The organism is Acinetobacter sp. YH12145, from assembly GCF_013418335.1.
In the GTDB taxonomy this organism is placed as follows: domain Bacteria; phylum Pseudomonadota; class Gammaproteobacteria; order Pseudomonadales; family Moraxellaceae; genus Acinetobacter; species Acinetobacter amyesii.
Genome location: NZ_VPCE01000008.1, coordinates 150421 through 165920, shown reverse-complemented (window position 1 = coordinate 165920; position 15500 = coordinate 150421). Strand labels below are relative to the sequence as shown.

13 protein-coding genes are annotated in these 15500 nt (G+C 37.9%); 8 read left to right on the top strand and 5 right to left on the bottom strand.

The genetic code is table 11. The features are described 5' to 3' along the window. Positions 1 to 11: 11 nt before the first annotated feature. On the bottom strand, positions 12 to 1412 hold the full coding sequence (locus tag FTU80_RS10805; RefSeq protein WP_180085037.1) for an alpha/beta hydrolase-fold protein: 1401 nt from the start codon (positions 1410 to 1412) through the stop codon (positions 12 to 14). A gap of 192 nt (positions 1413 to 1604) precedes the next feature. Between FTU80_RS10805 and FTU80_RS10800 the strand changes: the two genes are divergently transcribed. Both FTU80_RS10800 and FTU80_RS10795 read left to right on the top strand, forming a co-directional pair. After that, on the top strand, positions 1605 to 2321 hold the full coding sequence (locus FTU80_RS10800; protein ID WP_180085036.1) for an SGNH/GDSL hydrolase family protein: 717 nt from the start codon (positions 1605 to 1607) through the stop codon (positions 2319 to 2321). Positions 2322 to 2360: 39 nt separating this feature from the next. After that, a complete protein-coding gene (locus FTU80_RS10795; RefSeq protein ID WP_180085035.1) occupies positions 2361 to 2969 on the top strand; it encodes a uracil-DNA glycosylase family protein in 609 nt (202 codons plus the stop codon). A gap of 107 nt (positions 2970 to 3076) precedes the next feature. Here the strand turns inward: FTU80_RS10795 and FTU80_RS10790 are convergent, their stop codons facing one another. After that, entirely contained in the window at positions 3077 to 3514 is a 438-nt protein-coding gene (locus FTU80_RS10790; RefSeq protein WP_180085034.1) for a hypothetical protein, read from the bottom strand. A gap of 138 nt (positions 3515 to 3652) precedes the next feature. Here FTU80_RS10790 and FTU80_RS10785 point away from each other — a divergent pair, with 138 nt between their 5' ends. Next, on the top strand, positions 3653 to 4321 hold the full coding sequence (locus FTU80_RS10785; protein WP_180085033.1) for a class I SAM-dependent methyltransferase: 669 nt from the start codon (positions 3653 to 3655) through the stop codon (positions 4319 to 4321). A gap of 92 nt (positions 4322 to 4413) precedes the next feature. On the opposite strand, the gene FTU80_RS10780 is transcribed toward FTU80_RS10785, so the two are convergent. Beyond that, positions 4414 to 5970, bottom strand: a complete 1557-nt coding sequence (locus tag FTU80_RS10780) for a phospholipase D family protein (RefSeq protein WP_180085032.1) — start codon at positions 5968 to 5970, stop codon at positions 4414 to 4416. Between the two features lie 125 nt (positions 5971 to 6095). Here FTU80_RS10780 and FTU80_RS10775 point away from each other — a divergent pair, with 125 nt between their 5' ends. The 3 genes from FTU80_RS10775 to FTU80_RS10765 all read left to right on the top strand — a co-directional run bounded on the left by FTU80_RS10775 (position 6096) and on the right by FTU80_RS10765 (position 9693). Continuing rightward, complete coding sequence (locus FTU80_RS10775) at positions 6096 to 7211, top strand: S-(hydroxymethyl)glutathione dehydrogenase/class III alcohol dehydrogenase (protein WP_180085031.1); 1116 nt, start codon at positions 6096 to 6098, stop codon at positions 7209 to 7211. Positions 7212 to 7468: 257 nt separating this feature from the next. Then, positions 7469 to 8488 (top strand): flavin reductase family protein, encoded by a 1020-nt coding sequence (locus FTU80_RS10770; protein WP_180085030.1) that lies wholly within the window; start codon positions 7469 to 7471, stop codon positions 8486 to 8488. 35 nt (positions 8489 to 8523) lie between these two features. Continuing rightward, on the top strand, positions 8524 to 9693 hold the full coding sequence (locus tag FTU80_RS10765) for an acyl-CoA desaturase (RefSeq protein ID WP_180048929.1): 1170 nt from the start codon (positions 8524 to 8526) through the stop codon (positions 9691 to 9693). 491 nt (positions 9694 to 10184) lie between these two features. Here FTU80_RS10765 and FTU80_RS10760 read toward each other — a convergent pair whose 3' ends face one another. Continuing rightward, a complete protein-coding gene (locus FTU80_RS10760; protein WP_180085029.1) occupies positions 10185 to 11768 on the bottom strand; it encodes an ATP-binding cassette domain-containing protein in 1584 nt (527 codons plus the stop codon). Positions 11769 to 12467: 699 nt separating this feature from the next. On the opposite strand from FTU80_RS10760, the gene FTU80_RS10755 reads away from it, so the two are divergent. Together FTU80_RS10755 and FTU80_RS10750 are read left to right on the top strand one after the other, a co-directional pair. Then, complete coding sequence (locus FTU80_RS10755) at positions 12468 to 13553, top strand: 3-deoxy-7-phosphoheptulonate synthase (RefSeq protein WP_180085028.1); 1086 nt, start codon at positions 12468 to 12470, stop codon at positions 13551 to 13553. Between the two features lie 270 nt (positions 13554 to 13823). Further along, complete coding sequence (locus tag FTU80_RS10750; protein ID WP_078190956.1) at positions 13824 to 15014, top strand: PilT/PilU family type 4a pilus ATPase; 1191 nt, start codon at positions 13824 to 13826, stop codon at positions 15012 to 15014. A 97-nt stretch (positions 15015 to 15111) separates the two neighbouring features. On the opposite strand, the gene gcvH is transcribed toward FTU80_RS10750, so the two are convergent. After that, entirely contained in the window at positions 15112 to 15486 is a 375-nt protein-coding gene (gcvH, locus tag FTU80_RS10745) for a glycine cleavage system protein GcvH (RefSeq protein ID WP_078193810.1), read from the bottom strand. Between the last annotated feature and the right edge of the window lie 14 nt (positions 15487 to 15500).

Genomic DNA, 15500 nt, shown 5'->3' with positions numbered 1-15500 from the left:
ACTTTTATAAATTACTTGTGTGCAAAAAAATGCTTGAGCGCATCTTGCAAGGCAACTTGCCATACCGCGTAGGAATGTCCGCCTATATACGATTGGTAATGTACATCATGACCTTTATTTTTTAAGTCGGCTGCAACAATAGGCGAAGTCTCTAAAATACTCAGTTCATTATTATTGCGTGAGCTTTCATAACTATTAGCAGTAATAAACCAATGCTGTTTAGGTTGTGAGGTTTTATCACGAATGATTTTACTCATGCCATTAGGGAGGTCTGTCGGCGCATTTTGCCACCAAAATGATCCAGATAACGGTACGACATGACTAATTTGATTTGGATTTTCTAAGGCTAAATAAGCTGAACTTAAACCGCCAAGACTTGACCCAAGTAGTACCGTTTTCTTCGAATCGACTTTTGCAGGTGCATTTTTTTGAATCCAAGGCATCAGTTCATCACTAAAAAATGCTGAAAATTTAGTATTTGGTGTTAATTCTTTCGGTCGTTCCTGATCGTTCGGTGGAGAAACAAAAATGGCTTGAATTGGCGGTAACTGACCTTGCTCAACTAATATATCTAATGCCTTTGGAACATTCAGCAACTCGTTATATTGCTGACCATCAAAAAATATAGCGGTGATATAGCTTTGATTTTTCTTAGCTTTAGATTGGTAAATTTGGATTTTACGTGAGTTATTCAAAATTTTGCTGTGTATAACAAACTTTTGTAATTGGGGTTGTTTTACATTTGGATATTGTTTTGGATCAATAAATGGCGGGGCATCTTTAAGCGCCACAAAATTTTCATTACGTAAGCCTGATGTGTCATCACTTGCGAGATAAGTGTTTTTGTTGAAAGGATCGATGCGTTGTACTTGTATCACAGCACGACGCTGCGTTCTTGATTCTTTAAGTTTAGGATTCAGATGCGGACAATAATTTGACAGATAACCTTCTAAGTTCGGTAAGTCGACAGCAAAGCTATAACTGCCAATATAACGATGATCAATAATCGATTCTTTAAACCAAATATCGGTATTTGGTAGGCGTGTTAACCATTCATGGTCATTACTCGGGCCACCAATAAGGCGTACATTATGCTGCGCACCTTTCCATAAAAAAATTATACGGTCATGTTTTTCATCATAGTTTTCAATGATTGGTGTACCTATAAGCTCTATACGCTTCCAAAAATCTTCAATAATTTGAGCATGTTGTTTTGGATTTTGATTTAACTGATGTTGTAGGTTTAATAATATTTGGCTTTGCGCTTTGACATCTTCACATGCAGCAGCATAGGGAAAATGTTTTTTTTCTATTGTATAGGTTAAAGCGGGTGAATTTTGAGTTTGGGCAAAAGCAGAAGTAACAGCAAAGCTAATTGAGCAAGCTAAAAAAAGTGGGGAAAGTTCTTTCATTGAAATAATAAAATAGGTAGGATGAAAACTAATAAATGATAATCATTATTAATATAAAAAACTAGCAATATGCCCCAGAATGATGCTTTTAATAAAAGAAAATGTAGAAAAATAACAATAGAGTCAATGCTTTGTTTCTTAAACTATTTAAAATAATGAATACGATAAGCTTTAAATCATTACCCAAATATTATGCTACTCAAAGTATCAACACTGCTGCTGTTACCTGCGTTACTGATCCAAGGTTACCGTGTGAAAAAAAATACCCCACGTTTAGCAGAACCGATGGGAGAACGTTGTGGGATGAGTGGTCAAGGTAATCGACCATTATCGCTATTAATACTAGGTGATTCAGCAGCAGCAGGTGTCGGCGTCGAGCATCAGTCAGATGCGCTATTGGGACAATTGCTTAAAATTTTATCGCCTGATTATCAAGTTCACTTTTGCCTTGAAGCCACAACGGGACATAACAGCCAGCAAATCATCAATGCTTTGGACAATGTCACTACGCAGAACTTTAATGTCGTGATCAGCTCTGTTGGTGTCAATGATGTCACAGCTTTAAAACAGCCAGACCAATGGTTGAAGCTCCAGCAGCGTTTATATCAAGCTGTCGAGGAAAGGTTTCATCCACAGCTATTGATCATTTCAGGTGTGCCACCAATGAATGCGTTTCCAGCTTTGCCGTTTCCATTGTCATGGTTGTTTGGACAATATTCGCAAAAGATGAATGCGCTTTTAAAAAATTATGTTAATACTCAAGCGAATATGAGATTAATTCAATACGATTTACACGAGTATCGTGAAAAAAAATTAAAAATGGCCAAAGACAGCTTTCACCCGAGTAAAGAAATTTATCAGTTATGGGCTGAAAAAATAGCAAAACAAATCACTGAACAATTTTCATAGATAATATATGATTCAATCACTTGGTGAAGTTAAATCTACATGAGCAAAGACATTTCCGACGCGAGTCCGCAAATCGAAACGCATCCATTAGCGCCATTTTTGCCAGCAAATGGGAAACTCTTGATGCTAGGGAGTTTTCCGCCACCTAAAACACGCTGGAAGATGGATTTTTACTATCCAAATTTTCAAAATGACATGTGGAAAATCTTTGGCCTATGTTTTTTTCAGGATAAAAATCATTTTCTCAATCTAGAGAGCAAAACTTTTAAAGAACAGCTCATTCGAGATTTTTTAAATGAAATAGGCATAGGCATTTTTGATACGGCCTATCAAGTGATTCGTTTGAAAGGCAATGCGTCAGACAAGTTTTTACAGATCCATCAGCAAACCGATATTGCGAAGCTTCTTACGCAGATGCCTAATTGCCATAGTATTATGACGACAGGAGACAAAGCGACTGATACTTTAATGCTCTCTATGCCAGAAAATACGGAAAAACCACACATTGGGCATGCTGTTCATACCGAATTTGCAGGCAGCGATTTGACTTTATACCGTATGCCATCATCATCTAGAGCTTATCCACTAGCACTGGAAAAAAAAGCCGAAGCCTATCAAAGCTTATTTAAAGATATAGGCTTACTTTAGGGAAGTTTGCGTTATTGTGAGATACCTTGAAATTTTTGTCTCATTTAAACAGGCAAACATTCAATGATTAAAAGGTGGCATCTTAATAATGGATAAACACCAATTCCTTAGCCATCATATTCAACATAATCCCAAAGGTTTAAACGCGCTTTAATTTCTTTGCGAATATGAGGCAGCATAGGTAGTAAAGTGCCATCGATCCATAAACTCAGTGTCTCAGATGAAACTTTTTTGTTTGCATCATCTACAATTTGCGCACCTTTCACGATCACCAAAGTTTCTTCGCTAGCTGCAGTTTCAATGCCTTTAAATAAAAGCTGTAATTCATGACCTGTATCTTGAATTAACCATTCCAACTCAATTTGGATATTGTGATTAGATTTAAGTACAGCTTGGCCTTCAATCATGTCATTGTCAGATAAGCAGTCATGCTCAACCCGAACTTTCGACAAAAACCATTCTTGATGACCAAGGTCAGAGAGCGTTGTAAAAGGCGTTAAAATATCACTTAAATTAAATTGGCGGCTTAAATCAAAAAATTGCATTAGAAAACTTTAGAGGGAGATAAAACAAAATAAGAGGTGGATGTTAAAGCATCATCAAGTGTGAGTAAAACCTTTGCTTTTATTGAGATATTTTATGTATAAATAGCATTCAATCTATCTAAATTAAGTCTAAGAAAAATGCATTGCGAAAATAATATACACATAAACGATGTGCCCAGCCCTATAGACTTAAAAGATCCAATCGAAGCTAAACAGTGGGCAGCTGAAGTGAATCTAAAACGACCGTGGCGTTATGACATCTTTCAAATGTATGTTGACTCTATTTTGGCTTTCAACCCGAATGCCCGTGTACTTGAACTGGGTTCAGGTCCAGGTTATTTGGCTGATTTTTTAATCAATCATTGTCCAAATATAGATTACACAGCATTTGATTTTTCCGAAGCTATGCATGACTTGGCAAAAGAAAAATTAAGTGCAGCGCAACGCTTAAAATGCAATTTTATAACAGGGGATTTCAAACAATCTGCTTGGGAAGAATCACTTCACTTCAATCAAAACAGCACCTTTGATGTGATTATTATTCATCAGGCCTTACATGAATTGAGGCATAAGGCGTATGCAGCAGAGTTTCATCGGACTGTAAAAACGTTGTTAAACACACAAGGCGTGTATTTTGTATGTGATCATTTATATGCACCACATGCACAGCAAAATCATGAGTTGTATATGTCTGTTGAGGAACATTTAGCCGCGCTGAAAGCAGCCAATTATGGCCAAGTGGAATGTCTGGGTGAAGTCAATGGTTTGGTTCTTTTCAAAAGCCAGCACTCATATGAACGAGACTGACTAAGACCGTTTTTGACTTGATCGAACTTATCAGATTATTTCAATAAATAGCCTCGACGAGGGCAATTTAATCATTTAGCAGTACATTGTCATTACATCATCCATTCAATCGGGAGGTATGACACTGCTTTTATACTAAATCGTTGGAATCGAGTTGTTTCAGGTTCATGGGTATAGGTTTTGGTTTTTCCATTTTTTTGATGCTCTAACCAAATGATTTCGCCGTTTTCATCCAGTTTTAATTCATACGCAATTTGCGGTAAATATTGGTTTAATGCGGCAGAAATATCGTTTTGTAATCGATCAGACTTAACGACAAGGCCAACTTCCGAATTTAAATTTGCGGAACGTGGATCAAAGTTAAATGATCCAATAAACACCATACCGTCAATATCGAAAAATTTTGCATGCAAACTAGAGGCATTTTTGCCTTTTGCAGGGATGATATTTCCAGTTATGACCTCATACCATGTGCGTTTTGAACGCTCTATATAAGGTTTAAATTCATATAGTTTCACGCCATTTTCGAGTAAGTCTTTGCGATATTTTTGATAAAACGCATGAACGACAGCGACGTCATTGGCTAAAAATGAATTGGTTAAGACGCGAACTTCTACATTTTTACCTGCAAGGCCCATCAGAAAGTCAGTTCCTTGTTGCGTGGGAACAAAATAAGCCGAAACCAATTCCATGCGTTCTTTGGGCTGTCCCATCAAAGTAGAAAATTGGTTATAAATTAATTCTTGCTCTTTAGCCTCACCACGAATTTTATTCGGACTATCCGCAATGAAATGTGCTTCGGCCCAATTCACCGGTCTTAGTTTAAGCTGAGCCGCCAGTTGTTGCTGTGCATAGTTAATGCGCTGTTGATCTTTAGTCAACGTTGTAGAGTTTTCTTGGTACGTTTGTCTTAATTGATTTAAGTCTTCTTTTGTACCTGCACCAATCCATTGCTGAACAGAATAACTTAAATCATCATTCCAAAAGTTCAAAAACACCTGATTGGCTTGCTGAATGGCTTCCCCATAGAAAAGGATGTCCAAATCTGTAAATTGAAAACTTTCACTGGCATCAAAATATTCATTACTGATGTTACGACCGCCAGTTACGCCCATAAAACCATCAGCAATAATTAATTTATTATGCATACGATGGTTAATATGCTTTAAGCGAAATGCATAATCAATGACACGTAATTTTCTAAATTTATAGGGATTAAACAGTTTGATTGAAATGTTGGGATGAGCTGAAAGGGATTGTAAGGTCGGATCGAGTTTTGTCCCGTTTTGATCATCAATTAATAACCTTACTTTTACTCCACGGTCAGCGGCATGCAGTAATTCTTGAAACATCAGATGCCCAATAGCATCATTTTCCCAAATGTAATATTGCAAATCGATGGTGTATTTTGCATTTCGAATCAAATGTAGGCGAGAAGCAATGCTTAAGAAGGCATCATCTAAGGCTAAATAAGCCGTTTGTTTTTGTTGTAATTTTTCTAAATCCGTAGCAGACGTAATCCATTTTTCTGCATGTGATTGTATAGGGACATCTTTTTTTGACTGATTGCTAGGTAAGCTGCATCCAGTTAATAGGCTGATGGAAACAGTTAAACCGACAGTACAACTTATTTCACGTAATTGTATCATTCGAATAGCATTAATCATTCCTTTAAAAATTCATCATAACATCATGTTTTAAGGTTGTATCTAGGCTTAAAAAGAGGTTACTGTAACTCATCTGTTAATATAAGCCATACAGGATGTTTTTAGACATGAAATCACGTGCAGCCGTTGCTTTTGGACCGGGTCAGCCTTTAGAAATTGTTGAAATTGATGTGGAACCACCTAAAGCAGGTGAGGTTTTAGTCAAAATTAGCCATACAGGTGTGTGTCATACAGATGCATTTACATTGTCGGGTGATGATCCTGAAGGCGTATTTCCAGCAATTTTAGGGCATGAAGGTGCAGGTGTTGTGGTTGAAGTCGGTGAAGGTGTGACTTCAGTGCAACCAGGTGATCATGTTATTCCGCTTTATACCGCAGAATGTGGTGAATGTTTATTCTGTAAATCGGGTAAAACGAATCTTTGTGTATCTGTACGAGCAACACAAGGGAAAGGTTTAATGCCGGATGGTACAACACGTTTTTCTTATAATGGTCAGCCGATTTATCACTATATGGGCTGTTCAACATTCTCTGAATATACTGTGGTTGCAGAAGTGTCTTTGGCAAAAATTAACCCTGAAGCGAACCATGAGCATGTGTGTTTGTTGGGGTGCGGCGTAACAACAGGCCTTGGTGCAGTTAAAAATACCGCTAAAGTTCAGGAAGGTGATTCAGTTGCAGTCTTTGGTTTAGGTGGTATTGGTTTGGCTGTAGTACAAGGTGCTAAAAAAGCTAAAGCAGGTCGTATCATTGCGGTAGATACCAATCCTGACAAATTCAAATTGGCTGAAGAATTTGGCGCTACAGATTTTGTTAATCCAAAAGATTATGATCGTCCAGTTCAAGAAGTGATTGTAGAAATGACGGGTTGGGGCGTCGACCATTCATTTGAATGTATTGGCAATACCAATGTGATGCGCTCTGCTTTGGAATGTGCTCACCGTGGTTGGGGTCAATCTGTGATTATTGGTGTGGCAGGTGCAGGTCAAGAAATTTCAACCCGTCCATTCCAATTGGTTACTGGTCGTACTTGGAAAGGCACTGCTTTCGGTGGTGTTAAAGGTCGTTCACAATTACCGGGTATGGTAGAAGAAGCCATGTCAGGCGAGATTAAACTTGAACCATTCGTGACCCACACCATGGGGCTAGATAAAATCAATGAAGCTTTTGATTTAATGCATGAAGGTAAATCAATTCGCTCTGTTGTACATTTTGAAGATTAAGCATTGATGTAAATATTAATACGTTAATTTTCACTGTTTTAAAACTAGGCTTCGGCCTAGTTTTTTTTGTGTCGTTATAACAAATCAAAACTTCAAATTAGGATTTGCAAAAAGTGACAGATTGTTAGACATAAAATGATAAAAAATGCCAAATGATAGATTTTGTCCCGAATTCACATGGTGGGAAATTAGCACTAAACATAAGGTAAGCATAATTTAAAAACAAATGTATATTAATGCATTATCCGAGGCAAAAAATGACAACTACAAGTTACAAGCCTGAGTGGATTCGGGAAGATTTTATTGATTTTATTGCAGAAAAATTTGATGCAATTTGGGCTTACAAACGTGTAAAAGCACAATTGGTCAAATCACGTTGTGTGGGGATCGGGTTTTATGAACTGAGTTTTTTAGCGAATCACAACTTTAAAGCAGCAAATTATCGACCAGGCCAATGTGTTCTGGTGACAGTTGTCAAAGATGGTGTACGTCATCAACGTAGCTATAGCGTCGTCGAAATTAATACATCTGGTCATGTGGTGATTGCAGTTAAACAGCAAGGCAAAGTGTCCAATTGCCTGACGCAATTAAAAACAGGTGATGTTGTTGAATTATCGCAACCGCAAGGTGAGTTTGGCCTAAAGCTAAATTCGGATCGCCCAATTTTACTGCTTGCTTCAGGGAGTGGTATTACCTCAATCATGGCTTTGTTTAAACAAGCCATTCAGCTTGGACGTACAGTTGACCTGATTTACTTCAATCGAGATGATGCTTATTTGGATGAATTGATTCAACTAGCGAAGCAATCTAACCATGTACATTTACATGCGATTAATACGCTGAAAACCAAATTGCATATCTCACCAGAGGTGCTAAATCACATGGTTCCTGATTTTAAGCTGCGAGATTGCTATGCCTGTGGTGCAACGCAAATGATGCAAAGCATTGAGCAATTGTATCGTGAGTTAAGGCTTTCAGAATATTTAAATACTGAATATTTTCAGATGATTGCTGATGATTCAGTACCTGCTCAACCTGTTACTTTTAGTTTAGCCCAGCAAGATTTTTTGGCAGAGGGAAATTTACTGGAAAGTGCTGAAAAAGCCGGTTTAAAACCTGCGCATGGCTGTCGGATGGGTATTTGTAATACCTGTTCGTGTACCAAATTACAGGGTTCAGTGAAAAACTTACTCACTGGCGAAATGGATCATGCGAATAACACACAAATCAAATTATGTGTCTCTCAGGCAATTTCACCCGTACGCATTCAACTCTAACCCAAGCCGCATAAAAACAAATCAGGGGCGTCATCATGAATCAATCGATATATATTAGTCCGAATAGTAAGTCACGTTATTTATCACCCGAACAAACTGCTGAATTTGGCGAAAAAGTTGAGCAAATTCGCCGTGAAATCATCCAGAGTGTGGGTGAAAAAGATGCAGCGTATATTTATAAAATTCGCAATTTTGTCCGTTATAGCGAGATCGCATCTCGTGGCATGTTGATGTTTGCAGGCTGGATTCCACCAGTGTGGTTACTCGGCACAGGCTTATTGGGTATTTCTAAAATCGTAGAGAACATGGAACTCGGACACAATGTGATGCATGGTCAGTTTGATTGGTTAAATGACCCGAGTTTAAATGGTGCTAACTATGACTGGGATACTATTGCCACGGGTCAAGACTGGAAATATACCCATAACTATGTGCATCATACCTATACCAATATTGTGGGTATGGACCATGATGTCGGTTATGGTTTGATCCGTGTGAGCGAATCGCAAAAGTGGGAGCCACGCTTCCTATTTAATATTCCACTGGCTGCTCAACTCATGGTTTTCTTTGAGTGGTATGTCGGCATTCAACGTTTACATTTAGAAGATGTTATTGCGTATAAAACCAAAACTTGGAAAGATGTATGGCATGAAGCGGCCGATGTACGTCAGAAAATTAAGCGCCAAGTGATTAAAGATTATGTGTTTTTTCCGCTTATTGCAGGTCCCAATGCGATTCCTGTCTTTGCAGGAAATGCTGTAGCCAACGTGATTCGTAGCTTATGGGCTTCCGCTGTCATCTTTAATGGCCATTTTACTGAAGATGCGGAAAACTTCGAAATGGACAATACCGAAAACGAAACTCGAGCAGAGTGGTATCTCCGTCAAATTCGTGGCTCAAGTAATTTTAGTGGAACACAATGGTTGCATATACTCAGTGGTAATTTGAGTCACCAAATTGAACACCATTTATTTCCAGATATGCCTGCGAATCGCTATGCAGAAGCCGCACCTAAAATTAAAGCACTTTGTGACGAATATGGTATTCACTATAACGAAGCCAGTTTTATCAAACAATTTGCAAGCGTTTGGGTTCGCCTCGCGAAATGCTCAGTGCCGAATGACTGGAGAGCCGAAATCAAGGAACGTTCAGCATCACTTCAACAGCATGTTAAACAAAAAATCATGAAGAAAATCGGGCGTTAAAACACAGTATTGTTTAGCAATATTGTCCTAAGAGATCTTAAATTAGAAGCTGAAGCTACGTATTAACATCAGAAACGTAATTTGATTCAAATAAAAGAACGATACACGGTAATGTCATCCGCAACTGTTTGAGACAGGACTACTTCTCATCAAAAATGTTTTTGCGATACTTTGAATAATTTGACGCTAGTGAACGAGTTTAGTCGGTGAGGTGCATTGCACCGCAAGATGGTTTCCTTGCGAAGCTTTGCTTCTCATTTTGCCTAATGAGAAACATCGTTTCGTAAGAGTACCTCCAGCCGAAGGCTAATCTCTTTATCTAAACCCTAGATGTAAGACTCCGTCGAATAGACTGAAAAAGCATTTTAAAAATGCGAAATTACTTTTACGTGCGTAATATCAGTTAAATAAGAACGATTTCTAAAGCAGTAAATTCGCCAAAGTAGCGTTCATCTACTTTGGCTTTTTTAGATCTTTCTAAAGAGTAAGAGCTATTCAACTAATTGGACGCTACTCTGAATGCCACAAGATTCTACAAAATAAGCATCATGTGAAACGAGGATCACCGCACCTGTATAATGCTGAATGGCTTGAGCCAATAACGCTCTAGATTCTATATCTAAGTGATTTTCAGGTTCATCTAACAATAAAAGCTCTATATTTGGCGTTAAATAATTTAAGCCTAACAAGGTCACTTTTAAACGTTCACCACCACTTAAACAGTGAAATGGCAGTTCCGCTTTTTGACCACGGATTCTAAGTTGACCAAGTTGATTACGCCATTCCGTTGAGGAAACATCACGATTAAACTTTGCTAGATTGTCCAAAACACTCAGTTCAGGTGATAAATCACTCAAGTTTTGGTCTAAATACAGGGTATTCACAGACAAAAATATTTCATGGCTAGACTGTGATGTGGTCTGACTCAGATACTTTAGAAATGTAGATTTACCAATACCATTTTTTCCTTTTAAATGAATTTTGTCACCTGCTTGTAAGGCCAAGTCGAAAGGTAGGTGCTGAGATGTTTTGCTATGAAAATCTTTAACTCTTAAGATTTCTCCTGTTTTTTCAGTGCGATGTTGAAAAACAAATTGCTGCTCTTTGATATGCTCAAGTTGTTGCTGTGATTGAAGCAGTTGGGTTCTCTTTTCTTCCAATTGCTTCTGCTGTTGCGTTTGAACTGTCGCGAGGCTTTGACCGGCTTGCTCTTTTTTAAAATCGAGTAAAACTTTAGCTTGGGAGCCTGACTTGCGTAGTGCATGACCTTGTTGTTCTCGTTTTTGTGCTTTCATTTGTGTTTCGTGTTGTTGTAATTTGAGTTGTTTTAACTCACGCTGCTGCTGTAAAGCATTACGCTGTAAGGCTTTATTTTGCAGATCATTTTGTTGAACGTAGTCTTTATAGTTGCCAGTAACACGACTGAGTCCAAACTCATTTAAAGCATAGATATGCTCTACATGTTGCAGCAACTCTCGATCATGACTGACGACGAATGCACCCGCAGGATGGTTTTTTAAACGATCGATGAGCCATAAGCGTGAGGATGCATCTAAATGGTTACTAGGTTCATCCAAAAGTAAATAATGGCCAGTTTTTAAAAATAATGCACACAAAGCCAATTTGGTTTTTTGACCTTCACTCAGCTGAGCGACTGGGAAATTTAAATCTGTTGGAAGTGAAGCCTGCTTAAGTTGTTGCTGCCATAGTGCAGGACGGTGCCATTGGTTTTCAGTCAGCTCAAAGTCTTCAAAACTGGCATTGCCTATTTCGATACGTTGAAATGCGTTATATAAATCTTCCACACTGAGTGCAGAAGCAATCGTGTCAGCTTCAAGTCGAGAAAATTGTGATAAATAAGCATGTGGTACATTCCATAAAATTTCACCTTCATAGGGGAGATCTTTCAGATTTTGCTCATGTAAGATTTTAAGGAGGCAGGACTTTCCTAACCCATTGCGACCAATACATGCCGAAAGCTGTTGTTGATTGAGGTTAAATTTCAGGTTTTTAAAAAGTGTTTTAGAAGGAAATTCCAAGCTTAGTTTGGAAATTGTACAAGCTGTTTGAGTCATAGATGCACCTTGCGATAGCAAAGATGCGCAATACAAATAACTAATTTTATTCTATAAAAAAGACAATATTTGAGAAAATGCAGTCGAAGTCATTAGCCATGTGTTTGCACATCAAAAAATGGATTTGATGATGAAAAAAACAGGGCTTACTTCATTGGCAAATACTCGAATTAAAAATAAATGGAAAAAATCTTAAGACAGCCTAATGTTGTGCAGTCTAATAAATGTTTATTTATTAATCAATACATCAAATTTTAAAAATAGGTCGCAATAATTGACAGCAGAGTTATTTAATACAACAAAATAGCAAAAAACTATTGTCAAACCGATGAATACAGCGTATTTTGGTTTTCAGATAGATACTTTTTGATGAAATCAAGATGTTAAAGCAACCTTTAATCTCAAACGCATATTATTACTTTTGGCAGTTTAGATAATTGCCTGAACGCGTTCGGGCATGAAAAAGGTTGCCCACCAAGTTTATACCTGATCGGCAACCCTGATCAGGTTTTTTTATGTCTTGATTTTTATAATATTTTTGGAGAAATCTCATGTTTACAGTAAAAAATTCATATTTTAGCAACGGTTATTGGTTTTACTTTAGTCAGTCTATGTCTAAAGCCTTGAAGTCCCAAAGTCCCATAACGCTCAGATAAAAGATCGGACTGTTTGTGTACACAGTCCAAAGGAATAAAACCAATGAATGCGCTAAATACAGCTTTACAACAAACTCAAAATTCAGAAATTCAACAGAAATCTACGCAGTCGAAAGAAATACTTTTGAGCTTGCCTCATCAACTGAAACAACAATTACCTTTATCTGCTCAATCAGCGGAACAAATTGCTGCACATCGTGTAACGATTCAAAATATTTTGACGGGTCAAGATCCGCGTCTAATGATTATTACAGGCCCATGTTCAATTCATGATCCAATTGCTGCTTTGGAATATGCCGAAAAATTAAAACAATTACAGACACAAGTTTCAGATCAAATTTTTCTTGTGATGCGCGCATACATTGAGAAACCACGTACTACAGTGGGCTGGAAAGGCTATATGTATGACCCAAGTTTAGATGGTTTATCTAATATGCAGTTGGGCTTAGAAAAATCACGTGAGCTGTACTTACAAATTATTGAAATGGGTTTGCCAATTGCCTCTGAAATTTTAAGCCCAATGGCGACGGGTTATTTTGATGACCTTTTGGCTTGGGGTGCAATCGGTGCGCGTACCAGCGAATCACAAATTCATCGTGAAATCTCGAGTCATATGCCATACAGTATTGGTTTCAAAAACGGAACAGATGGCTCAATCCAAATTGCTCTAGATGCCATTCAATCTGCATCCCATCCACACCAGTTCTTAGGTATGAGTCAAGCCGGCTTACCGTGTATTTTAGAATCTGTTGGCAACCCGCAAGCACATTTAATTTTACGTGGCTCAAATACAGGTCCAAATTATAGTTTGGCTGAAATAGACAAAATTCGCAGCAAAGCAAAAGGCGATTTACCAGCTTTAGTGATCGATTGTAGTCATGGCAATAGCCATAAAGACCCAATGAAGCAACCTGAAGTATTACGCACAATTGTAGCAGAGCGTGAGCATACCCAAGTGCGTGGCGTGATGTTGGAAAGTCATTTGGTGGACGGTAATCAAAAAATTAGTTGTGACATGACTTATGGTCAATCTGTAACAGATGGATGCTTAGGTTGGGACAAAACCATTGATTTGATTCAACAGGTTGCGAATGAGCTTCGTGCATCACAAATCAAACGTAGTGCTTAACAATCAACAGCATACTTAGTCTGAATTGATTAACCGCTAAGCCTTAGAACATTGATTGTTCTAAGGCTTTTATTTTGAAAAATCCTTTGTTGCTTACTTCAATATAAAAATTGAAATATGGCCTATATTTTAAAATATATACTGATAATTCAGTGTTTTATGTTTGAGTGAATCAAATTTTTTATGCACAATAATGTCTAAGCTCAATACAGCGCCAGAAATAATGACAATCTGTGCTTGGGTGTTTGAAATTTTATATTGGGGAAGTTGATGTACACTGCTGAATTGCTGGAAGAAGCACGCCGTTTTATGTTCCACATGTTAACCAAAGTGGTTGAATATGGTGGTTCTGATTTATTTATTACGGCAGATTTTCCACCAAGTATTAAACATCAAGGCATGATGAAACCCTTTGGGCAGCAAGAACTTGATGCTGAGAAAACAAAGCTTTTCGCCTATAGTTTGATGAATGAGAAGCAGCGCAAAGAGTTTGAAACAGAACTAGAATGTAACTTTGCGATTAGTGTGCCAAACGTTTCGCGTTTTCGTGTCAATGTATTTCAGCAACAGTTACATGTGGGTATGGTCATTCGTACCATTACGGCAGAAATTCCAAATTTTGAAAAGCTTAAATTACCGGCTTCGCTTAAGCACGTGATTATGGAAAAACGTGGTTTAGTTTTAGTGGTTGGAGGTACAGGTTCAGGAAAATCAACCTCTTTAGCGGCGCTGATTGATTATCGAAATGAAAACAGCGCAGGGCATATCATCACTGTTGAAGACCCAGTGGAATATGTGCATAAGCATAAAAAATCAATGATTACGCATCGTGAAGTCGGTGTAGACAGTCATTCGTGGCATAACGCTTTAAAAAATACCTTGCGACAAGCACCAGACGTGATTTTAATTGGTGAAATTCGTGACACCGAGACTATGGAACATGCAATTGCCTTTGCTGAAACAGGACATTTATGTTTAGGTACGCTACATTCAAATAACGCCAATCAAACCCTAGATCGAATCATTAACTTCTTCCCAGAAGAGCGAAGAAATCAATTGCTTATGGATTTATCGAGCAATATGAAAGCGATTGTTTCGCAGCGTTTAATCCGGACTGAAGATGGTAAAGGACGCCGTGCAGCCGTTGAAATTATGTTAAACACACCGCTCATTTCAGATTTGATTTTGAAAGGTGAGTTTCATGAACTAAAAGCGATCATGGCAAAATCTCGAGAACTTGGGATGCAAACTTTCGACCAAGCTTTATTTGATTTATATAATGACGGCGCTATTTCTTATGAAGAAGCTTTAAGAAATGCCGATTCAACTAATGAATTACGTTTGCAAATTAAACTGAAAAGTTCACGTGCAAATGGTACTTCAGCGGCTGCGCAATCCTTTAGTATGGTTGAAGAAAAGAAAGAAGAACCTGAAAGTACCGAAGCTTCGGAAGAAATATAAGCTGCATATTCATGCAAATGTTATATAAGCCAATTCAGCCATCATATTGAAATAAAAAAATCAGCCTGATGGCTGATTTTTTAGATATTAGAAATATTTACAGACCAGCTTCGTATTGTTCGCTGGTCAATAAAGCATCTACATCAGCCATATTGTCTGGTTTAATTTTATAAATCCAACCTTTGCTATAAGGTGCATCATTTACAAAATCAGGATCATCTTCAAGGTCCGGATTGACTTCAACAACCACACCAGAAACTGGAGCATGAATATCAGAAGCAGTTTTTACCGACTCAACCACACCCGCTTGTTCGCCAGCTGTGATATGTTGACCCACATCTGGTGCTTCAACATAAACTAAATCACCCAATGCGTCTTGTGCATGATCAGAAATGCCTGTAACAACAAGGTCACCTTCAATTCGCACCCATTCATGTGTACTTGCGTACTTTAAATCTGAAGGATGATTCATTGATAACTCCTTAA